The organism is Brumicola blandensis (assembly GCF_031846165.1).
Taxonomy (GTDB): domain Bacteria; phylum Pseudomonadota; class Gammaproteobacteria; order Enterobacterales; family Alteromonadaceae; genus Glaciecola; species Glaciecola blandensis.
This window is the reverse complement of record NZ_JAVRIE010000001.1, coordinates 275768-298944: the sequence shown is the minus strand read 5'-3', so window position 1 is coordinate 298944 and position 23177 is coordinate 275768. Positions and strand designations below refer to the sequence as shown.

Annotated in this window: 16 protein-coding genes; 10 read left to right on the top strand and 6 right to left on the bottom strand. The window is 42.9% G+C overall.

Going from position 1 to position 23177, the window contains the following annotated elements; translation table 11 throughout:
* Positions 1-53: 53 nt before the first annotated feature.
* Together gloB and RM544_RS01315 are read left to right on the top strand one after the other, a co-directional pair.
* The gene (gloB, locus tag RM544_RS01320) at positions 54-821 is read left to right on the top strand and encodes a hydroxyacylglutathione hydrolase (protein WP_311359979.1); all 768 of its coding nucleotides are present in this window, start codon (positions 54-56) and stop codon (positions 819-821) included.
* A gap of 146 nt (positions 822-967) precedes the next feature.
* Positions 968-2656: a LysM peptidoglycan-binding domain-containing protein gene (locus RM544_RS01315; RefSeq protein WP_311359978.1), complete on the top strand. Its 1689-nt coding sequence runs from the start codon at positions 968-970 to the stop codon at positions 2654-2656.
* On the opposite strand, the gene cysS is transcribed toward RM544_RS01315, so the two are convergent.
* Positions 2653-4038, bottom strand: a complete 1386-nt coding sequence (gene cysS / locus RM544_RS01310; RefSeq protein ID WP_311359977.1) for a cysteine--tRNA ligase — start codon at positions 4036-4038, stop codon at positions 2653-2655. The two genes, RM544_RS01315 and cysS, sit on opposite strands and share 4 nt — an antisense overlap.
* A gap of 171 nt (positions 4039-4209) precedes the next feature.
* Here cysS and RM544_RS01305 point away from each other — a divergent pair, with 171 nt between their 5' ends.
* The 5 genes from RM544_RS01305 to RM544_RS01285 all read left to right on the top strand — a co-directional run bounded on the left by RM544_RS01305 (position 4210) and on the right by RM544_RS01285 (position 7534).
* Positions 4210-4710 (top strand): peptidylprolyl isomerase, encoded by a 501-nt coding sequence (locus RM544_RS01305; protein WP_311359976.1) that lies wholly within the window; start codon positions 4210-4212, stop codon positions 4708-4710.
* Positions 4685-5431: a UDP-2,3-diacylglucosamine diphosphatase gene (gene lpxH, locus RM544_RS01300; protein ID WP_311359975.1), complete on the top strand. Its 747-nt coding sequence runs from the start codon at positions 4685-4687 to the stop codon at positions 5429-5431. Before RM544_RS01305 ends, lpxH begins: the two co-directional genes overlap by 26 nt.
* A 146-nt stretch (positions 5432-5577) precedes the next feature.
* On the top strand, positions 5578-6468 hold the full coding sequence (locus tag RM544_RS01295) for a hypothetical protein (RefSeq protein ID WP_311359974.1): 891 nt from the start codon (positions 5578-5580) through the stop codon (positions 6466-6468).
* Positions 6469-6491: 23 nt separating this feature from the next.
* On the top strand, positions 6492-6935 hold the full coding sequence (locus RM544_RS01290) for an FAD synthase family protein (protein ID WP_311359973.1): 444 nt from the start codon (positions 6492-6494) through the stop codon (positions 6933-6935).
* Complete coding sequence (locus RM544_RS01285) at positions 6935-7534, top strand: SDR family NAD(P)-dependent oxidoreductase (RefSeq protein ID WP_311359972.1); 600 nt, start codon at positions 6935-6937, stop codon at positions 7532-7534. The genes RM544_RS01290 and RM544_RS01285 overlap by 1 nt, the downstream gene beginning before the upstream one ends.
* On the opposite strand, the gene miaE is transcribed toward RM544_RS01285, so the two are convergent.
* Both miaE and RM544_RS01275 read right to left on the bottom strand, forming a co-directional pair.
* Positions 7480-8301, bottom strand: a complete 822-nt coding sequence (miaE, locus tag RM544_RS01280) for a tRNA isopentenyl-2-thiomethyl-A-37 hydroxylase MiaE (RefSeq protein ID WP_311359971.1) — start codon at positions 8299-8301, stop codon at positions 7480-7482. The genes RM544_RS01285 and miaE overlap by 55 nt on opposite strands.
* A gap of 153 nt (positions 8302-8454) precedes the next feature.
* A complete protein-coding gene (locus RM544_RS01275) occupies positions 8455-9327 on the bottom strand; it encodes a DMT family transporter (protein WP_311359970.1) in 873 nt (290 codons plus the stop codon).
* 264 nt (positions 9328-9591) lie between these two features.
* Between RM544_RS01275 and RM544_RS01270 the strand changes: the two genes are divergently transcribed.
* The gene (locus RM544_RS01270; protein WP_311359969.1) at positions 9592-11496 is read left to right on the top strand and encodes a propionyl-CoA synthetase; all 1905 of its coding nucleotides are present in this window, start codon (positions 9592-9594) and stop codon (positions 11494-11496) included.
* Between the two features lie 76 nt (positions 11497-11572).
* Here RM544_RS01270 and RM544_RS01265 read toward each other — a convergent pair whose 3' ends face one another.
* Complete coding sequence (locus RM544_RS01265) at positions 11573-12328, bottom strand: sterol desaturase family protein (protein ID WP_311359968.1); 756 nt, start codon at positions 12326-12328, stop codon at positions 11573-11575.
* A gap of 187 nt (positions 12329-12515) precedes the next feature.
* Here RM544_RS01265 and RM544_RS01260 point away from each other — a divergent pair, with 187 nt between their 5' ends.
* Both RM544_RS01260 and RM544_RS01255 read left to right on the top strand, forming a co-directional pair.
* The gene (locus RM544_RS01260) at positions 12516-14375 is read left to right on the top strand and encodes a winged helix-turn-helix domain-containing protein (RefSeq protein ID WP_311359967.1); all 1860 of its coding nucleotides are present in this window, start codon (positions 12516-12518) and stop codon (positions 14373-14375) included.
* Positions 14376-14580: 205 nt separating this feature from the next.
* The gene (locus RM544_RS01255; protein ID WP_311359966.1) at positions 14581-16668 is read left to right on the top strand and encodes a TonB-dependent receptor; all 2088 of its coding nucleotides are present in this window, start codon (positions 14581-14583) and stop codon (positions 16666-16668) included.
* Positions 16669-16746: 78 nt separating this feature from the next.
* Here the strand turns inward: RM544_RS01255 and RM544_RS01250 are convergent, their stop codons facing one another.
* Both RM544_RS01250 and RM544_RS01245 read right to left on the bottom strand, forming a co-directional pair.
* Positions 16747-19830 (bottom strand): efflux RND transporter permease subunit, encoded by a 3084-nt coding sequence (locus tag RM544_RS01250; RefSeq protein ID WP_311359965.1) that lies wholly within the window; start codon positions 19828-19830, stop codon positions 16747-16749.
* Positions 19823-23164 carry an efflux RND transporter permease subunit gene (locus RM544_RS01245; RefSeq protein ID WP_311359964.1) on the bottom strand — a complete coding sequence of 1114 codons (3342 nt, stop codon included), beginning with the start codon at positions 23162-23164 and terminating at the stop codon, positions 19823-19825. Before RM544_RS01245 ends, RM544_RS01250 begins: the two co-directional genes overlap by 8 nt.
* Positions 23165-23177 lie beyond the last annotated feature (13 nt).

Here is a 23177-nt window from a genome sequence, read left to right as displayed (position 1 = left end):
GCGTAATACTCATACTGCACACTTAATAGCATAGATATTTTAATGAGGCTAAGATGAATCAGATTTTCGCAATTCCCGCTTTCGATGACAATTATATTTGGTGTTTACATGACGGCAAATACGCCATTGTTGTTGACCCTGGCCAAGCTAAGCCTGTAGAAGAAGCCCTGATATCAGCAGATTTAACACTGACTGCAATTCTTATAACTCACCACCACTATGACCATGTGGGTGGCGTTCTAGCACTCAAAGAGAAGCACAACGACGTGCCTGTATATGGTCCCAAAAACCCTAATATTAAAGGCTTAACGCATAATTTATCGGAAGGAGACATTGTTTCCATTGAAAGCCCGTCTGTCACACTCAATGTCCTCGAACTTCATGGTCACACAATGGACCACATCGGCTACGTTAATGAAGACCTAGTATTTTGTGGCGACACTCTTTTTTCTGCTGGCTGCGGTCGCATGTTTGAAGGTACCCCAGAAATATTCTACAAGTCATTGAGTAAACTTGCCGCACTTCCAGAGAATACCAAAGTGTATTGCACTCATGAATATACACTTGCAAATCTGGCATTTGCAAAACACGTCGACCCTGAAAACATGGCATTACAGGAATATAGCCGGTGGGCCGAAGAAACTCGAGCACTTGGAAAAATTACCCTGCCAAGCGATATCAAAACGCAAAAAAGAATTAATCCTTTCCTGCGCTGTGAGGACAAACGCATAGAGGAAAACATTGCGAAAGAGATGAACTTATCACCTGCCAATGCAGTCGAAGTATTTGCGGCTTTACGTTCGCGAAAAGACAGTTATTAATTGCACCTTGAATTAGGTATGATTAAGGATTGTTTTTTTACTCGTCGATGAACGAGTTGGTGATCAAAAATAAGAATAAAAACACCATAAAAACAGATACCGATAACGGTACACAACAATAAATTTGCGCATAAAATTAGGTTCTAATGAAATACATATTCGCAGCTATGCTGCCCCTAGTGTTGACGGGTTGCCTCGTCACACCAAGTGAGACTACCGATAATGCATCTAACTCGAGCGAGAGTGAGCATGAGATTGGGCATGAAATTGAGAATACCAGCCAAGAAAACTTTGCCTTTGCAAACGATTTAAGCTGCAACGTCGCTGTCGACGCTGACCATACCTATTGTGAAAGTGACGCAGAAGGCGTGCTTCCAGTCGTTCATCCAGCGAAACCGGTTGAACTCACACTAATTGAAGATGAAGTACCAGCCCCTATCGAAATTACCAATGTTTGGGAACGAGTTCGTCAGAGTTTGACGTTTGCGGTGCCTGATCAAAAACGAGTTGAAAATCAACGTCGATGGTATTTGCGTCACCCGTCCTACATGAAACGAGTCTCTAAGCGCGCTGAGCCATTTCTATATTACATCGTTGAAGAGTTAGAAAAAGCCAACATGCCAGCGGAACTGGCTTTATTACCTATCGTTGAAAGCGCATTTGATCCTTTCGCCTATTCGCATGGGCGTGCTGCAGGCATGTGGCAGTTTATCCCTGGCACCGGCAAAAATTATGGTATGAAGCAAACATGGTGGTATGACGGTCGTCGTGATGTTATCGCTTCTACCGAAGGTGCAATTAAATACCTTCAGCGCCTTCATAAACTTTTCGATGGTAATTGGTTACATGCTCTGGCCGCTTACAATAGTGGCGAAGGTCGTGTCATGCGAGCAATCCGAAACAACAAACGCCGCGGTAAACCAACGGACTTTTGGTCTTTAGACTTACCTCGCGAAACACGTGCCTATGTGCCGAAGCTATTGGCCCTGTCAGATATTCTTGCAAATCAACAAGAATATACCTTTGATTGGCCTGAAATCAGCAATCAGCCGGTGATTGAAATTGTTGATGTCGGTTCTCAGATTGACCTTGCTATGGCAGCGAAGTTTGCTGGTTTAACAACAGAAGAGTTACATGCTCTAAACCCTGGATTTAATCGCTGGGCAACTGATCCGGATGGTCCACACCGTTTAGTCGTACCTAAGCGAGTGGCTGAAACATTTACGCTGGCGCTACAAGACACCGATCCTAAAGATAGATTAAATTGGGTACGCCATAAAGTGAAGTCGGGTGAAAGTCTTGGTCTTATTGCCAATAAATATCACACCACGATTGATGTGATTCAAAGCATTAATGGCATGAAGAATAACGTCATATACGCAAACGATTACTTGTTAGTACCGGTTGCATTGAAAAGCCTAGAAGAATACTCACTATCGGCAGATCAGCGCTTAGCCCGAACTCAAGCTCAAAAGAAAGGGGCCTATCAACTCACTCATAAGATTAAGAGTGGTGATACCTTCTGGGATTTGTCTCGCGAATACAAAGTGTCAGTGCGTGAACTAGCAAAATGGAATGGTATGGCACCACGAGATCCATTGATGCTAGGTAAAGACCTTGTCGTTTGGGTAAATAAAGTATCGCCCCAGCAAACTGACAATAGCATCATGCGCAAACTGACCTACACGGTTAGAAACGGTGATTCATTATCTCGAATAGCCAGCAAGTTTAAAGTTTCAATTAGTGACATTACTAAGTGGAATGATCTGAACAGTAAGCGCTACTTACAGCCTGGGCAAAAACTCAAGCTGTACGTAGACGTAACAAGAACCTAAGCTTTACGCCAAGTGGTGCCGGAAGCGCTATCTTCTAGCACCACGCCCAACTCGTTAAGTGCATCGCGCGCTGCGTCGGCTGCCGGCCAATCTTTATTTGAGCGTGCCGTATTGCGTTGTTCAATTAACGCTTCTACTTTTGAGGCAAATTCATCACTGCCCTCTCCTGCAATATTTCCTTGCAAATAATCGGCAGGTGACATTTGCAGAATACCTAATATACCGCCCAGTTTTTGTAAAACACCCGCAAGGTCGGCAGCTTCATCACCTTCTGCTTTATTCAGGTCTCTAGCCACATCAAATAATACAGAGAAAGCCACTGGCATATTAAAGTCATCATTCATCGCAGCTTCGAAACGAGACAAATAGCCACCTTTGGATAACGCTACATCTAAGTTGGCATCGATGCCACGTAGTGCAGTGTATAGTCTTTCTAATCCCGCTTTTGCTTGCGCGATACTGTCCTGAGAATAGCTTAACTGACTGCGGTAATGAGCAGACATGAGGAAAAAGCGTAAGGTTTCAGGATCATGTACTTTCAACACATCTCTCAATGTAAAGAAATTACCCAGTGATTTCGACATTTTTACGTCATCTACCTGTACCATACCCGCGTGCATCCAAGTGTTCACATATGGTGTATCAAATGCACAGCATGATTGCGCAATTTCATTTTCGTGATGAGGGAACATCAAATCTGAACCGCCACCGTGGATATCAAAGTGTTCACCTAAGTGTTTGTGATTCATAGCTGAACATTCAATGTGCCATCCTGGTCTGCCATTGCCCCATGGTGACTCCCAACTAGGCTCCTCAGGTTTCGCCGATTTCCATAGTACAAAATCAAGCGGATCATCTTTGTCACTTGAAGTTTCAACCCGCGCACCAGCATTAAGCTGACTTAGGTCTTGCTTGCTCAAACGGCCATAGGCTTCGTACGAACTAACATCAAACAAAATGTCACCCGACGGCGCTTGATATGCATACTTCTTATCCATCAAACGCTGTATCACGTCGATGATCTCGTCCATGTGCTCAGTCACCTTCGGCTCAACATCAGGCTCTAAAAGATTAATTGAAGCAAAGTCCTCATGCATCATAGCAATGGTTCGCTCAGTCAATTGACTTGGCGTTTCATTATTGGCAATAGCTCGCTGTATGATTTTGTCGTCAACATCGGTGATGTTTCTAACGTAGTTCACCTCATATCCCGCATGACGTAAATAACGCACCATAATATCAAAGCTTAAGTAAGTGCGAGCATGCCCCATATGACACAGGTCATAAACAGTAATTCCGCACACATAAAGACCCACTTTGTTCTCAACTAAAGGAGTAAAGGGTTCTTTCTTACGAGTGAGTGTGTTGAATATCTGTAACATCAGCGCTATTTACCTATGTTGGTTTTATGATTAGCCGCGAATTCTAGCACTCAAGCCATAAATGTGAACCCGTTTTGTGAATTAAGCAGCAAAATGAACGCTTGAGCATTGGTCTTGTGGGTGTTTTACGCTAACATTGCGACAAAATTTCTCTGATATTAGGAAGACATTATGCAACATGTGTTATTAACAACAAATCACGGCGACATCAAAATTGCCTTATTTGAAGATGCGGCACCGAAAACAGTGGCAAACTTTATTACCTACGTAAAAGAAGGTTTTTACAACGGTACGATTTTCCACCGTGTTATCGGTAACTTCATGATCCAAGGTGGTGGTTTTGAAGCTGGCTTAGAACAAAAATCAACGAATGATCCGATTGAGAACGAAGCGGACAACGGCAAAAGCAACAAAACTGGCACATTGGCAATGGCAAGAACGCAAGACCCGCATTCTGCAACAGCGCAATTCTTTATCAATGTGAAAGACAATGACTTTCTTGATTTCTCTGCACCAAATGTACAAGGCTACGGTTACTGCGTGTTTGCTGAAGTGATTGAAGGCATGGACGTTGTTGAAAAAATCAAAGGCGTACAAACTGGGAACATGGGCATGCATCAAGATGTGCCTTTAGAAGACGTTGTAATTGAATCGGCAAGCATTGTTGAATAAACCGGTCACTTATTTCATCTCAGATCTGCACTTAAGTGCAGATCGGGATGATATCAACGCATGCTTGTTCCGTTTTCTGGAAACCGAAGCTAAACAAGCTGACGCCTTATATATTCTCGGCGACTTATTTGAGGTCTGGATTGGCGATGACAACATCACCGAGTTTTCAGAAAGCATCGCTGAAGCACTTCGTACATTAAGCAAAACTGTCCCTATTTACTTTATTCACGGCAATCGTGATTTTGCGATTCGTGAGGAATACGCTGAAAAAGCGGGTATGACAATTCTCCCCGAACAAGACGTGATTAATTTATATGGGCGCTTAGCCTTAATCATGCATGGTGATGAATTGTGTACACGCGATGTGGCATATCAGAAATTCAGGAAAAAATCTCGCAGTTGGTGGTGGCCACGTCTAATGTTATTGCTTCCTTTAAGTATGCGAAAAAACATCGCAGAGAAAGGCAGAGAAACAAGTAAAAACAATCAAAAACAACTCACCGCAGATATCATGGATGTTACTCAGTCTGAAGTCGAAGACGCTATGCGCAATCACGAAGTGGATCTCTTAATCCATGGACATACCCACCGCCCCTTCGTTCACCACTTCAAAATTAACGGCAAACCCATGCAACGCATCGTCTTGGGAGATTGGTACGATCAAGGAAGCATCCTAGTAGCAACGCCCGATTCACTCGCGTTAGAAACCCGACAATTTTAAATCAGACAATATGGCCAAAAGTGTTTGAAAAACAACTCATTGATGTCTATCATTCCAAGTTGAGTTTTCATTAACCCTCAGACTCGACGCCCAACAGGTAGTAGAAAGCGTCATCACATTCTTGCAATTTGATAAGGACATCTAACATGTTCAAAAGAAGCATCAAGTACTTAGTACTGGTTGTGATAAACATCGTGATTCTCGCCGCACTTTATATTCAACAAAATCAGAAAGACTCTGACGCGATAGATACCGACTATATGATCAGCTTACTTGACGCCAATACTAAGTTAGAGGCAGAAATAGAGGCACTTGAGGCAAAGAACAGTCTCCTAGAGTCTTCAAGCGAAAGCGCTCAAACGCAATTGACCCAGACAAGAGGGTTAGTTGATAGAAATATTGCACAACTTGCTCAATGTCGTAATGACCAAGCTGCAGCGTTAGCATTATCCAAGCAACAGGCGCGAGAACGAGCAAAAATCACCAGTAGCCAGGTCTACAATGCCGAAGAGTGCAGTGATAACGCTGTCCAAGCTAGTTTCTTAGGTAAGCAATTAAATTCAATGAAAGAACGCATGGCTGATTTGAACAATAAAAACAGCGACCTTTCGACACAAACTCAAGTCCTTCGCAATGAACTTGCCAAGGTAAATGAAGAGTCATTAAGATTTTCTAAAGAAAAGTTGCGTTTACAAGAAACTATCCGTGAATTAGAAAGAGATTTGTCTAGCAATATTTATTTGAAACAGGTCTATACCACCCCCACATACTGTCAGCCGCCGCGTTTTGAAGAACTCGTCTGTGTTGAAAGGTTACTTGTTCGTCCACAGTTTAGTAAAAAACCGACAACTGATGTGAGAACCACCCTGCGCGATCCAAATGGAAAAGTGATAGGTCGCTTCAGTTTTGATTCAACGAAAGCTAAGTTAATAAACTTCCCCTTCCCTCGTGACTCTGAATCGCAAGCCGGTGAATATACCGTGACTTTCGAAGTCAATGAAATGGAGTTAGTGGAGAAGCTTGAGCTCAAACATTAAACAAAAACAACGAGGAGTCGTTTATGAGAACGGTTGTCTATGTATCCGGTACGTTTGATCTTTTCCACCGCAATCATCTAAAAATGATTGAATACGGCGCCGGCTTGGGCGATACCTTGATTGTCGGCGTTAGCACAGATGAACTTGTTTGCACATACAAAAAGCCACCTAGCGTTCCGTTTGAAGAGCGTATAGCCATTATTGAAGCGCTAAAGTACCCTGATGTCGTTATTCCACAGCGTTCCTTAGAGCACTCAGAGCGTGTAAAAGACCTAAATATTGATATTTTTGTTGTGGGTGATGATTGGCGTGGTAAGTATGACTATTTGCGAGACTTAGGTGTGCAAGTGTTCTACTTCCCTTACGGCGCTGGCGTAAGCAGCTCGAACTTAAAAACGAAAATATATAATCAATACAAAAAACTGGTTGATGAAGCAGATGTTCACCAAAACCCTGAGGTGAAGTAATGCTGAACGTGCTAATAACAGGTGGTGCAGGTGATTGGGCCAGTAGTTTTAAGGAGCAACACCAGCAACGCTTCGACATCACAACAGTTAGCCGCAAAGACTTAGATGTAAGCTCACCAGAAGCCGTCGCAAATTTCTTTGCCGACAAGTCCTTTGATGTTGTCATCAATAATGCTGGCAGCATTCATCCGGCACGTTTTGCAGATGCCGATCCCCAGAAGTGGATAAACGATATCAACGTAAATTTAATTGGTACGTTTTTGGTATCACAAGCTGCAGTTAAAGCGAAACCAGATACGCAAATTATTAATATCTCTTCAACCGCAGCTTTCAATGCCTATGGCAATTGGTCTTCTTATTGCAGTGCGAAAGCTGGTGTATTAACACTATCTAAGAGTTTAGCAAATGATGGATATGATGCTTATTGTGTTTGCCCTGGTGCCATTGATACGAAATTTAGAGATGGTTTAAATCTGTCAAATGCTAATGCCATGACTTGCGAGCATTTGAGTAAATATATCGTGGATATTATTGATGGGAAATATCAAAGTGGAGACGTGCTATTCATCCGCAAAGATGAGTTTGTGCTCAATCCCTGAGTAGGTACACCACTGTGAAAACGAAAGTCATCATCGCTCGACACAATCAGCTCAGCTTCAATTTGTGCGAATTCATTCACTCTTACTGATATATCTTGCCCAGCGATTGACTCAGCCAGCGTCAAATAGTCTTCAAAATGGCGTGCTTCAGACCGTAATAACGAAACATAAAAATCGCCCAGCTTTTTATCTACAAATGGCGCTAACTTAGCAAAGCGTTCACACGAGCGCGCCTCAATAAAGGCCCCACAAATTAGCTTGTCAATTAGCGCGTTCGGCTCGTGCGTTTTTACATGCTTAAGCATGCCTTTTGCGTAACGACTTGAACTGATGTTTTCATACGACACCTGATAATGCTCCATCATTTCAAGTACTTGATAGAAATGATGTAACTCTTCCTTTATCAACAAGACCATTTTATCAACGAGCTCTTGTCCGTATTGATTACCTTCAAGCGCCATCATAGATTTATTAAGCTTGTTATGCTTCGCTAAATCTCGCCAATCTCCTTGCATTCGATAAGTGAAGTCTTCGTATGGCTTTAACCAAGCTAGCAGTGCCTGAGCACTTTCTTTGTCCACCGCGTAACGACGAATCAAAAACATGGCACTTTGTGCTGCTTTAAGTTCACACACTAAATGGTCAAGTAGCACAATAGAAAGATTTTTCGGCTTAATAGCCTCATCTACCCAAGCTTGAGGTGTTTCGCATAGAAGAAATGCGTTAATTGGCGCTAATAAACCTTGGATATTTTCTGCTTGGGTCATAAAGACTTTCACTCTGTTGCTGTGACGGCTGATTGAAAAAGGTGAGAGGTTTATCACCTCTGGAATTCGCTCAGGATTATCGATCCTGAATTATTCAGGCGTGCGAATGATAACTGAGTCGGCCTATTCAGACAATCACTAAGCAACAAGCCTTTAATTTCTCGAGGCTATTTTATTTGTCCATAAGGCACCTAACATTGCAAGCAAGAAGCCAGGTATCATCATTAGCTGTGGCACTTCATCTGCAACAAGCCATGCTATTAAGGCCCCAACCGCAGGTACCATGAACATGATAGAAGCAACTTTTGCTATAGAGCCCTGCCTAACCATTGCAAACATTAATAAGATGCCAACAATCGAATTACCAATCACTAAAAATGAAATTGCCCCCCAAAAAGGTAGGCTACTTTCCATAACAAAGCCTTCAAAGAACAAAGCAAAAGGGATAGATATCGCGGAGGCAAACGCATATTGCACCCATGTAGCAACAATAGGATGAACACCTAGCTTTCTCTGCTTTTCAATGACTTGGCCGATAGAAAGTCCAACTACGGCGGTAAAACCAAGGATAGCTCCCAATAAATATCCTTCATTTCCATCCATATCTACACCAATAATTAGAGCTGCGCCTAATAAACCCAAACTTAAGCTAGCCCATACATTCCACGCAGGCACTCTCTTGGCGAGTAATGCACTAGAGATAATAACCAAAACCGGTTGTGACGCCGCAAAGAGAGCCATAATACTCGCGCTCGCCCCCAGTTTCATTCCAAGGTAAATACTGCCGAAGTGACCTATATGTAAGAAAAGCCCGGTCCCCATTAATGCGTAGGATTGGCGAAAATTAGGTATCGGTAATCGCCATAAAAGTACCAAAGGGGTAAGAACTAAAAATGCACCGAAAAATCGGAACGCCAACAGATTGAATGGTTCGGTATAAACCAACGCAAGTTTACCCATGGCATAACCAGCACTCCAGACGAGTAAAAACAGAACGGGATAGAATGGTTTCAGAGCTGCGAGCACAGTGGAACTTCGTTAGGGATGTATAGGTAGATGCTAGCATTTTACCTGAGTTATTCAACGCGATTATAGTCGTATTGACCTCTAACAAAATTGAAAGCTCGCTTGAAAACTTTCATAGCTAAAACTGAAGTCGCATATCGCCACTTGTTACTTTGCATTATGGTAGTTGGCACAAGCCAAGATTAACTAAAAAAATAATTCATCAAATCATGCTCTTCACTGTAATTGCGCAGCATGAAGACAGAATAATAGAAGGTAATGAGCATGTCTTACAACACTGAATATCAAGCATCCATAAACGATCCTGAGGCATTTTGGCGAAAAAAAGCGACGGACTTACCTTGGTTTAAAGCACCAGAACAAATTTTATCTGAAGACGATAATGGGATTGCAAGATGGTTTGCCGATGGTGAAATGAACACTTGCTACATGGCGCTTGACTATCATGTAGAGCAAGGCCGTGGCGATCAAACTGCTATCATTTACGACTCACCGGTGACCTCAACTAAGCAAAAAATCACGTATCATGACTTGCTCGAGAAAGTAGCTCACTTCGCGGGCCTAATGCAAAGTCATGGTGTTGGTAAAGGTGATCGCGTCGTCATTTATATGCCTATGATAGCCGAGGCAGTCATCGCCATGCTAGCGTCAGCTCGGATTGGCGCCATCCACTCGGTTGTTTTTGGTGGTTTTTCTGCACACGAGCTCGCAGTTAGAATTGACGATGCCCAACCTACCCTATTAATAACCGCTTCGTGTGGCATAGAAATCAATCGAACCATTGAGTACAAGCCCATGGTTGATGAAGCAATTAGACTCGCTTCTCACAAACTAGACAAAGTTATCTTGTTACAACGAAAGCAATGCCTGGCCTCAATGCAAGAAGGTCGCGATATTGATTGGGCTAGCGCGGTCTGCAAAGCACCGAGAGCAGACTGTGTCAGTGTAAAAGGAACAGATCCTCTTTATATTCTTTACACCTCAGGAACAACGGGTAAACCCAAGGGTGTTGTGCGCGATAATGGTGGTCACGCAGTCGCCTTAAAATACTCGATGTCTGCTGTCTACAATATGCAGCAAGGCGATGTATTTTGGGCTGCTTCTGATGTTGGCTGGGTAGTTGGTCACTCGTATATTGTATATGCTCCACTATTGCACGGTTGCACTAGTATCGTGTATGAAGGCAAGCCTGTTAGAACGCCTGACGCTGGTGCATTTTGGCGAGTCATTGAGGAATACAAAGTCAATGCTATTTTCGCTGCCCCAACTGCGTTTCGTGCAATAAGAAAAGAAGATCCAGAGGCATCTTTGTTGGCAAATTATGACCTATCCAGCTTACATAGTATTTTCATGGCGGGTGAACGTCTTGACCCACCAACATATGAATGGACTAAACAGAAAACCGCAAAACCAGTCATTGACCATTGGTGGCAAACCGAGACTGGCTGGGCAATTGCTTCTAATTTGGTCGGAATTGAAAAGTTAGAGACCAAACCGGGCTCTGCAACGAAACCTGTACCAGGCTTTCATGTGCAGATTTTGGATAACAATGGAAAGCCTCTACCTGCAAATACTCAAGGCTCTATTGCCATCAAGTTGCCTTTGCCGCCAAGTTGTTTAGCCAGTATTTGGGGCGATTTCGATCGTTTCGCTTCTGGCTATTTAACCGAATACCCCGGTTACTATTGCTCCGGAGATGGTGGTTACATTGATGAAGACGGATATTTATTTGTTATGGGTCGGACTGATGATGTCATTAATGTTGCCGGTCACCGCTTATCAACTGGCGAAATGGAAGAGATTCTAGCAGCTCATGATGCCGTTGCTGAGTGCAGCGTCATTGGCGTCTATGATAGTTTAAAAGGGCAAGTCCCTGTCGGTTTGGCCTTGTTAAAAGACGGCGCTACCATCAGCGAAGCAGAGCTTCAGAATGAGCTAGTGGCAATGGTGAGAAAAGAAATAGGTGCTGTGGCCTGCTTAAAGCAGACCATCGTTGTGCCCCGCTTGCCAAAAACACGCTCAGGCAAAATCCTCAGGAAGCTTTTGCGTCAAATAGCAGAAAACCAAGATTTTATCACTCCCTCCACAATAGACGATCCTAGTAGCGTAGATGAAATCAAAGCCATCATGCAAAGCAATGGTTTGGTAAAGGAGCAGGCAGAAGCCTAAACTCAGTAATCTACTTAAGGCATAAGACCAAGAGGTCGTGCACTTGCATTTAGCAAGTGCACACTCGAGTGCATTGTTATCTCTTATCTCTGGAAATATCCTTCCACCTAAGCATTTCTAATACTCGGGCTGATGCGCCATGGTAAAAGCCTATTTCTACATCGTAACGCTTCGGGTTTCTGAACGTACCGAACACAATATCAAAAATAGGTAAGTCACTGTAGTTGTATGCATGTATGCCTTTAGCATGGTGAATACTATGACTTTCTGGGCGTTGAATGATGTAACCCAGCCAATGGGGTGTGCGGATATTGCAATGTTGAAAAACAACTAAAAATTGCGATATCAGCAAAAAATAAGTCGCCGCTTGCGGGCTAATACCCACCACTAACACTAAACCAATACTACCAAGAAAGGTAAACCCAATCATATCGAAAGGACTAAAGTAGAAAGCACCTACCGTATCTACTCGCTCTGCGCTGTGATGCATTTGATGAAAAATACGCCACAGGGAATCACTCTGATGCATACAACGATGCCACACATACAATAGTCCTTGGAAGACCAGTAAAGCTATCAGAACACCCAGCCAAGTGCTCACCTGTGTTAGATCAAATAGTTGATAAGCTTGTAAATATTTGTCCCAAATTAATGGCAAATATGTGGCCACATAAAAGTAGACGATGAACGATATACCCCCTCTTAAATACCAGCCTTTGCTGATCGGCTGATATCTCGCAGGAAACGCCTTTTCGACAATGAATAGTAGAAAAAATAAAGCGAGCAACGATAGTGAAATAGGGTCTATAAGCACTTCAATTGGATTAGGCACAGCAGTTTCCTTAAATTAGATTGCGACAATTCCTATTTTGTAACTTCTCGTGTTATTTACATGAATTATCAGTAACACTTGCCTAATGATTACCTAACGAATGAATAAGCTTACGTTATGCAACAAGACTTATACGACATAAATAGTTAATATTGGAAATACACCATGGTTAGGAAAGACTAGGTTCATGATTTATCGTGTCTCTCAATATGATATCAATACAACGCAATTTACATTTAGTGATTCGGGCAAGACGGTGCCTGTTGAACCAAAAGTATTTGATGTCATTGTCTATTTACTGAATCATCGAAATACCGTTATTTCTCGTGACGAATTGTTTGCACAAATCTGGGCCAACCGAGAAGTGACTGATACAACCTTAAGCAACCACATTAAAAGTGCTCGCAAACTGTTCGGTGATAGCGGCGAATTACAAAGCGTGATCAAAACAATTCGCGGGCGTGGTTACCAGTTTGTAGCTGATGTTGAGGAGTTGGCTCAGCCTCAATTGAATGAAATACCAGTAAAGAATCAACGAAACATTAGGCGCCTAACTACACTATTTATCTCAATCGTATTGTTTATTGGCTTTTGGCTATGGTGGACCAACGAAACGTCAGTAAGTAACGAAGATAAACGACGGCTTGTGCTTGTATTACCTTTCGCCGTGTCGTCTGTTGAACATGAAAAATGGCAAGCGTTCGCTGATCAAATGACAAGGGAAGTCATACGAAAACTAAACCATGTTCCTGATTTGAGAGTCATTCCTGCCTCTTCCGCATTTATTTTTAGAGAGGATCCTTCTTACTCTCATATTCGCAATAAATTACCGGACGTTAGTTATGTCTTGAACGCTGTAATCAATCACAGTGGCAGTGGCAGTGGCTACATTCGAATAAGCGCCGATATGGTTGGCCTACAATCAGAAAAGCTCATTTGGAGTCGAGACTTTGAAACTAACGTCAATGAGTCAAACTATTTTACGATTCAAAATAATATTGCCAATACCGTGACTGAGTCATTGGAGATTGTATTAGGCGAGGGCGAAAAAGCCCTATTGAGTGCACTACCTACGGAAAACTTAGCGGCCTATGAGCTCTATGTTAAAGGTCAAGAACAACTTAACCTCCTCAACCATGCATCGTTGTTGCGATCAATTGAACTGTTTGACCAAGCAATCACATTAGACCCTACGTTTATTCTCGCTTTAGTCGCGAAAGCGAATGCCTACCGCATTATTATGGCATATTTTGAAAAGCCTGCGGATGTGCTACCAAAGGTCATTACGTCGGTAAATGCAGTACTGACTCAGGATCCCCAATCAGCCGAGGCTTTATCAGCATTAGGCTTAGCTTATGTGCTTGCTTGGCGATGGGAAGATGCATGGAAAATTCTCAACAGAGCAAAAACAGCTAACCCAGATTTAGCATTAACAGAACTAGGCTTTGCGCTCTACTTTGCATCAATGGGAGATAAAAAATCAGTCAATCGAGCATTGCAGAAAGCAACAATGCTAGACCCATTAAATGTCGAAATTGCTGATTGGGGACATTGGGCTTTGGCCATGGTAGGCGACCTAGAGTTTGCTAGGGAATGGGCAAAAAAACAAATACGCTTACATCCTCAGGTAGGGATGGTTTTCAGCGGTGCTAGTGTTTCTTCAGCCTTAGATGGTGACTATACTGGCGCAATTGAAATAGCGGAAAAAGGGATTAAGCTCGACCCAGAATCTCCATATGCTTACTTAGCATTGGCTCAAGCTTATGGGTATGCTGGTAAAAAAGAAAGAATACCCTCATTACTTCAAAAGGCAGAATCACTGAATAAGTATATGTGTCCCTATGAAAGTGCAGTCAACTACATCATTTTAGATGACTTTGAACGGGCATTTTCACTTTTGAATGAAGCGGTCTCATCTCGTTCAAATTGCTTAGTGTTCACCCGTGTCGATAAGAGACTCGAGCCTATTAAAAATGATCTACGATATGATGCCCTGCTTACTCGTATCGGACTAGACGATAATTCATTAGCTAAGCATCTGAAATAAAGGGTAAAATTATACGTTGGGGTCCAGTATGAGAACCGCTTATTCAGCCTTAATTGCTGCACTCCCAAACCTTCAACTAGAACAAAAGATACTACTCGCACAACAACATTAATAAGAATCGTTATCATTTGCATTGACTATCTTATTACATGCCTATAGAATGCCCGCAAATAATGAAATTATCTCAATATTAGTGGAGTTAACATTGAAGTTTACAAAAACCTGCTTAGCAATTTCCGCCGTATTAGCGGCGAGCTCTTTTTCAAGCAAAGCTAACTTAGATGCGGCAGAGGCTGTTGAAAGGATCACTGTTAGAGGTGCTTTCTTTGGGCAAAATTCTGCAGACTCATTAAAAACACCTACGGCTCTAATCAATGTACCATCTTCCCTTTCGGTCGTTGATAAAATCCAGATTGAAAGACAATCGTTAAGCAGCATGGCAGATATTCTTCAGTACACGCCAGGAGCTTCCGCAGGGCAAGGTGAAGATCATCGCGATCAAATGACCATTCGCGGGCAAAATACAACAGCCGACTTCTTCATTGATGGTCTGCGCGACGATGTGCAATATTTCCGTCCTTTATACAACCTTGAGCGCGTAGAAATATTACGCGGCTCTAACGCCCTACTCTTTGGTCGCGGTGGCGGTGGCGGTATCGTTAACCGTGTTTCAAAAACAGCTGACTTAACCGATAGTTTTGCGTCAGTGAATGCCGGGATTGATACTTTCTCTGCCCATTCGGTTTCACTTGATATCAATCGCAAGATCGACGATGAACAAGGGCTCCGAGTAAACGCATTCTACGAATCAATGGAAAACCATCGTGATGGGAAAGAAGGCGATCGCGTTGCAATTAACCCGACCTACTCTGTTTATGTTGGTGAAGAAACCAAGTTAACGTTGTCATATGAATACGTCGATGATGAGCGCGTTATTGACCGTGGTGTGCCGTCAAATGGTAATGAACCATTGGTGGGTCAAGATGAAACGCTTTTTGGCGATCCAGACTTCAACCTTACGACTTTTGAAGGTCATATCGCTCGAACGGTACTTGAACATAACATTAACGATGACTGGTCAATAAACGGTACATTGCAATTTGCTGACTACGATAAGCTATACCAAAACTTTTACCCTGCCGGATATGATGCAGAAACGAACCTAGTGACGATTGATAACTACATCGATCCGACACAGCGTGAAAACCTTATTCTGCAAATCAATGCTGTTGGTCAAATTATGACAGGAGAGATTGAGCACACTATCCTAATGGGTGCAGAATATGGTAATCAAGACACTGCAAACAAACGTGATGAATTACGTTTCAACGGCAGTGATAAGTTTACTATCCCATTGAATAGTATCTTTGTGGCGCCCCCCATTGAAGAGCAGCGCAATACCAGAGACAGAGCATCTGACGTAACATTCACATCGGTGTTTTTCCAAGACGAAGCTCGCGTCACCGATTGGTTAATTCTTGTCGCAGGTTTGCGTTACGACAGTTTTGATATTGATGTTACAGACAATGTTGCCCTTCGAAACGATACCCAGGGTTTGTTTGGCCGCAAAGATACTGAAGTATCGCCAAGACTTGGTGCTATCTTTAAACCAGATGAGAACCTGTCTCTGTATGTTAGTTATAGCAAATCATTTTTGCCGCGCTCTGGTGATCAATTTTTAACGCTTAATCTGAGCAGTGAAGCGCTTGCGCCTGAAGAATTCTTGAATAAAGAAATCGGCGTAAAGTGGAATCCAACAGATACGCTTGCAGTAACTGCTGCAATTTTTGAAATAGAGCGTGAAAATGGCACTGTGGTTGACCCTAGCAACCCCGAACGTTCTCTACTTACTGGCACAGAAACCAGTGGATTTGAAGTACAAGTGGTCGGTTATCTTACTGACCAATGGCAAATCAACGCAGGTTATAGCCAACTAGATGCTGAGGAAATGGGCCGAGTTAGCGATGGTATCGTTAGCAACCGAACTTTGTCGCAAGTCCCTGAGAATATGCTATCGCTTTGGAACAACTATGAATTTAGCGAAAAGCTGAGTTTAGGTCTTGGTTTTGTATATCAATCGGAGCAGTTCGCTTCTTTGTCTAACACCGTTGAGCTACCTAGTTTTACTCGCGTTGACCTAGCAGCTTATTACCAAGTTAACGAGAAAACCAGTGTTCAATTCAATATTGAAAACCTCTTAGATGAAGCGTATTTCTCAGCTGCTCACAATGACAACAACATTACCGTCGCTGAGCCAGTGAATGCGAGAGTGAGTGTCAGTTACAAGTTCTAAGTGTCACAAGCTTGCTGCATAGCACTTGAATAAATCGCAAGCAAATAAGAAGGCCACTCAAATGAGTGGCCTTTTTTATCACACTTTAATAACCCGTCCGATAACGCGTTTTGTGTCACCTAGCATCTCGCTCGCTGCGCGCCGTATCTTCAGTAACAATAAATAAGCAATTGGCACCAAAAATAAACTCGTTACCGTACTGAAAATAAGGCCGCCAATAATGGCAATCGCCATGGGAGCATAAGGAGGGCCATCTCCGCCAATATTGACGTTACCTATCGCCAATGGCAATAGACCCAATACCGTGGTTGATACTGTCATCAGAATGGGTCTTGCTCGAGTCAAACAACCTTCAACAATCGCCTCTGGAACCGACATGCCCAAATTCGCAAGCTGGTTAATTCTATCGACCAAGACGATACCGTTGTTCACGACGATGCCCATTAAGATCAGCATGCCTATCATCCCCATCACTGTCATTGAATTTCCAGTGATTAAGAAGGCCCAAAACACGCCTGTAATGGAAAAAATCAGAGAGGTTAAAACGGCTGTAGGTAATAAAAGTGATTCAAATAAGGCCGCCATGACTATATAAATCATCACCACAGCAAGCAGCATATTCGTCAGCATAATCGACTCATCTTCGTCTTGACGCTGAAAGCTTCCTTCTAAAGACCATGAATAGCCAGATGGCAATTCAATGTTTTGCAAAATAGACTGAATTTTTTCGCGAGCTTCATCAATGGTGACATCTTCTTCCAAATTGCCACCGATACTTAATGAGGTTTGGCGACTGCTACGCTGAATTTGTGATAAGCGGGGTTGTACTGTCATTTCTGCAACCATGTCTAAGGTCACATTTTGATCGCCATCTCTAAATATCACTAGGTTCTTCAAGCGATCAACAGAGGTCTGTAGTGATTCGTCGTACATTAAACGAATGTCGATTTCCCCTTCACTGTCGTTTCTAAACGTACGCAAATTAGAGCCTCTCAAAGCGGTGCTAACGATAGTGGCCACATCACTGCTGCCCAGTCCAAAGCGATAAGCTTTCTCGCGGTCAACTTTCAATTGCAGTTCAAGATCTTGGCTATCCACATCGGTTTTCACGTCTGTGATCCCATCAACGCTGTTGAGTATTGGTACGATTTGATTAGCAAGTGTTAGTAATGTTTCAGATGAGCGGCCAAATAATGTTACTCGAACACCACCTCCAGAACCCTGATCCCATTGAAACGTGGGCTTAGCCCTGGCAAAACGTGGGAAGCGCTCTTTCATTGCTTCTTTTAACTCTTTCACTTTAACGGGCAAATCGGGTTCTAAGGTAATACCTGAAACGGCAAAGCCTGCGGTGAAATAGGTGTAAACCTGCTTAATATGAAACTCTTCCTGATTAGCATACAAAAAATCTTCCATTTTCGTGACTGTAAGCTCTACCTCATCCAAGTTGTAATTACCTTGAATATCATAGTTCAACCAAATCCGGTCTTGATTAGCGTTATTGTCTTCATCACTATTTATGAAGGTAAATGGAATGGCGGTGCTTGCTAAAATGCCAAAAGCGATGAGTACTGTTATCTTTTGATGAGATAAGGTCCAACGCAATACTCGCTCGTAATTTGCCTTGAATATGGAATTCTTAGCCACTTTGGGCTTAGGTTGGATTTTTAGCTTTGTCGTCAATAGTGGGATAAGTGTTTGCGCGAGTAAAAGTGAGGCAAACAAAGAGATACAAATGGAAACAGCCACGTGCTCTAGAAATACGGTCAGCTCGGCTTTCACACCCACGATATTTGGTAAGAATACAATTGCGGTCGTTGCCGTTCCAGCAATCACCGCTAAACTAACTAAGGATACACCCTTTTTAGTGGCCTCTATTTTACTCTCTTCTGTTTCTGCGTGATTTTTCTCACGCTCTTGGAATACGCTTTCAGTCACTACCACTGCGTTATCAACTAACATCCCAACAGCTAACATTAAGCCCATCAGTGATAAGATGTTTAGGGTATAACCCATAAAATACATGCATGCGAGCGTGATACAAATAGCAAACGGGACCGACAGAACAACAACCAAGGTGGTTGCAACGTTGCGAAGGAATAAATACAGCACGACCATCGACAGCAATGCGCCGATCAAGCCCGAGTTTAATAAGTCTTGCAATGAAGTGGTTACGCTGTCTGCTTCATCTTGCATAATAAAGACATTAATACCGTTAAACGCGGAACTATCCTTTGCTTCATCAATTGCGTTCATCACCGCAGTAGAGACCTCTACCAGGTTTGCGCCAGACTCTCTAAATATATTCAAACCAATGGCATGTGTTTTATCAAGATGGCGACCTTCATCTGCTTCTGGCGTCTCAAAGCTCACTTCAGCAATGTCACTCAAGCGCACGTTTTTTGCCACAATCAAGTCGGCGATTTCTTGCTTACTTTTATATTCGCCCTCGGGGTTGACCGTAATCTTTTGGTCCAAATCAAAGAATTGCCCTGCTGTCATAGAGAAGTTAGCTTGACGTAAAGTGTTGGTTAGCTGTGCAGTATCGATATGCAAAGCGGCGATACGATCAGGATCTAAGCGAATGGATATTTGTTTTTTTAATACACCGTACAGCTCCACTCTCGAAACGCCTTTAATGCGTTCAATTGGCATTTTTAAGTTGCGTTCTAATAAGTCGTAGGAGTTAGAAATATCGCGGTCACTGGAGAGCCTTAGTTGAAACACTGGCATATCTGCTAAGTTAAACTTAAATACCATTACCCGCTCAACATCGTCAGGTAGTAAGTGACGGATTGCGTCTATTTTTTCACGGGCCTCGATGCCTTTTGCCTTAATATTTTCATTCCAGTCAAAACGCACATTAATTTGTGCGTTGTTCTCGTTAGAAAAAGAGCGCAGGCGTTTAATACCCGACATCGTTGCTAATGCCTCTTCGACAGGACGCGTGATCATTTTTTCTATTTCTGCTGGCGTCGCATCTTCATATGGAATTTGAATAAACAATTCAGGAAAGTCGATACCTGGAAATTTTTCCAAGGGTAATAAGCGACTCGCGCCTAAGCCAAGCAGCAATAAAGAAAAGAACAGCATGGTAATAGTCACTGGGCGGCGAATAGCAAATGAAGCTAAGGCTGCCCCCGTATGCGATAACTTATCCATGAGAAACCTCCGCATCGTCAGTTAACACAGGCGTCGATTCCTTGCTCGTTTGAGCATAATGTTTACGATCAAAGATACTGTACAAAATAGGGATCAAGAACAGTGTTAACAATGACGCAAATAGCAGCCCAAATATTACAGTCACTGCCATAGGTGTGCGAATTTCTGCGCCTTCACCTAAACCAATCGCCATCGGTAAGAGGCCCAAAACGGTCGTCAGTGTGGTCATCAGAATTGGACGCAAACGGCTATGAGCAGCATCGATAATCGCCTCCATTTTCTCTGTACCCGCTTGGCGCAACTGGTTAATTCTATCAATAAGTACAATCGCGTTGTTCACCACGATACCTGCCAACATTATCAAGCCAATAAACACCACGACACTAATGTTCGTGCCAGTAATAAACAAACCATATACGGAGCCAGCACAAGCCATGGGCACGGTGAACAAGATTAAGAAAGGATGTAAGAAGGATTCAAACTGTGAGGCCATGACAATATAAACCATGAACACAGCCAGCGCTAACGCTAGGTAAAGTGATGAAAAGCTTGCCTCCATCTCTTCGCTCTGCCCTGCTACTTTGGCATCTAATGATAATGGAACTTGTGTTTCATCAATGATCTTTTGCGCTTCAATTGCAGCGGTACCTAAATCACCATAGGCTAGGTTAGCACTGACTAAGACAACACGTTGTTGATCAACGCGAGAAATCTCACTAGGGCCAACGGACATTTCAACATCGGCCACAGTTGCCAGTGTGACTGCCGGTGAAGAACCTGGGTTCACAATCAACTGACCAATATCCGCAACAGAATTACGTTGGTCGCTTTGATTGCGAACAAGGATATCAATTTTACGATCATCAATACTAAATTTAGTCGCAATTTCGCCACCTACTTTGGCCGCAATTAAACGTGATACATCCGGTGCATTTAAACCCAATTGCGCAAGTTTTGCATGGTTGAAGTTTATTTTTAACTCTGGAGAACCTGTTTGCAAAGAGCTTTTCACATCAGCAAAGCGCTTATCTTCACCTAAAGCACCTGCGAGTTTATCTCCATACTGCTTGAGTAGCGCAAGGTCATAACCTGCAATTTCAATTTCTAGTGGCGTTGAGAAACTAAATAACTCAGGTGTACCAAATTTACTTTGCACGCCGGCTTTTCTTGATAAATGAGCGCGCATGGCTTCCCGCACTGCATTCGCTTGCTCTGGCGTAGTGCCATCTTTCATCACGACATTGAGCTTGCCCCAATAGTCTCCGCCCTGTGCTGGTGAGGCATTCATTAAACTACCTGTACCTGCCAATGAATAGGTTCTTTCAACCCCTTCTTGAACTTGCGTGAAACTGGCTAGTTCACTTAACACTGCATCAGTCGTTTCTAATCGTGTACCAGTAGGCAAGGTAACTTCCACATCAAACTCGCCTTGCGCAAGCGGTGGAATCAGTTCTAAACCGATTCGTGGTAATAGTAAGATAGAAAGTAAAGATACCGCCATGATGGACATCATCACTAATACACGCGCTTTCAATGCCCCTTTTAGAGCGACAAAATAACTGGCAGACAAAACGTTATATACTTTATCGAACACCCATAAAACAGGTTTAAACAAATAAGACAACGCGACTGCAAGAAGTTTATAGATACTTAATACCAGGGTAACGAAAACAGCTGGAACATAGTAAAAAACTAGCTTAATTAAGCCCCTAAATGGCGCTCCCAGGTAGTAGAAAAATATACCGACTTTACTCGTTGGCTTTGTACGTGACGAGCGTGGGCCTAAGTCGAGACCTGGTGCATCATTACTATTCGTTGCACCGGCTTTATCACGCGCAGCTAGCATTGGTATCAATGTTAGCGCAACAACTAAGGATACAGCTAAGGCGAATGTAACAGTGAGGGCTTGGTCGCTAAATAACTGCCCTGCAATCCCTTCAACAAACACTAAAGGGAAAAACACAGCCATAGTCGTTAAGGTAGAGGCAACAATAGCCATTGATACTTCAGATGTGCCTTTTGCCGCAGCTTCCTTCGCGTTCACTTTGTTCTTTTTGTGACGGTCAATATTCTCTAAAACAACAATACTATTATCAACTAACAAACCAATCGCGAGCGCGATACCGCCTAAACTCATAATGTTGAGGCTAATATCATAGCTATTCATTAAGTTAAATGTGGCAATGATAGATACCGGAATTGAAATAGAAATAATCAGCGTTGGCCAGATATTTTTTAAGAAGAAATACAAGATAAACATCGCTAAAACACCGCCAATAATGGCTGCCGACTTCACCTCATCAATGGCACTAGCGATAAATTCAGACTGGTCATACACTTTTTGAATTTCATACTCATCCGGCATATTGTTTTGCAAACGCTCTAAGCGTTTTGCTACCGCATTTGCCACATCAACCGTGTTCGCATCACCTTCTTTATAGATAGCAATTTCGACACCTTCAAAACTATTGAAACGAGTAATAGAACTTCTTTCTTTGTATGAATCAATAACTTCGGCGACATCACTAAGCTTAATATAGCGCCCTTCTCTGCTCGCAATAAAGATGTTTCGCATATCGTCTAAGCTTTCGAACTGATTGATGGTACGCACCAAATACTCTTGAGAGCCATCTTCGACTCGACCGCCTGACGCATTGACGTTTTCGTCTTTTAAGCGTTGGATAATTTCATTCAATGAGATATTCAATTGGCTTGTACGCTGCTGGTTTATCAACACTTGTACTTCGTTTTCTAAACCTCCGCCAACACGAACTGATGCAACACCTTCCACTGATTCAATACGACGCTTAATTTCTTCTTCTGCGTAGGTCCGCACACGTTTGGTAGTATTAACATCCATCACCGTGAGTGAAGCACTATCGCTTTGCTCGGCATCGATGTTCTTGCTTCCCAGCCCATAACGCATAATAGGATCTAAACTTGGATTAAAACGCAGTAGTAAGGGACGAGTCACATCCAAAGGCAGAAAAAGCACATCTAGCTTTTCGCGTACTTCCAAGCTTGCCATGTCCATTTCTGTGCCCCATTCAAACTCAAGCACAACGTCAGACTGTTCAGCTTTTGAAGCAGAGACCACTTTTCTTACGCCTTTCACAACGCCAACCGCTTCCTCAATAGGTTTAGTCACCAACTGCTCCACTTCCCCTGGGGCGGCACCAATATAATCAGTGCGAATAGTCAGGGTTGGATAAGATAACTCGGGTAATAAGTTAATGGACAAACGAGACAGTGAAACGAAACCAAAAAGCAATACAGCTAAGGTAAACATCCACACTGTGACCGGCCGATTAACAGCAACGTCGATGATTTTCATGGTGAACTTCCTT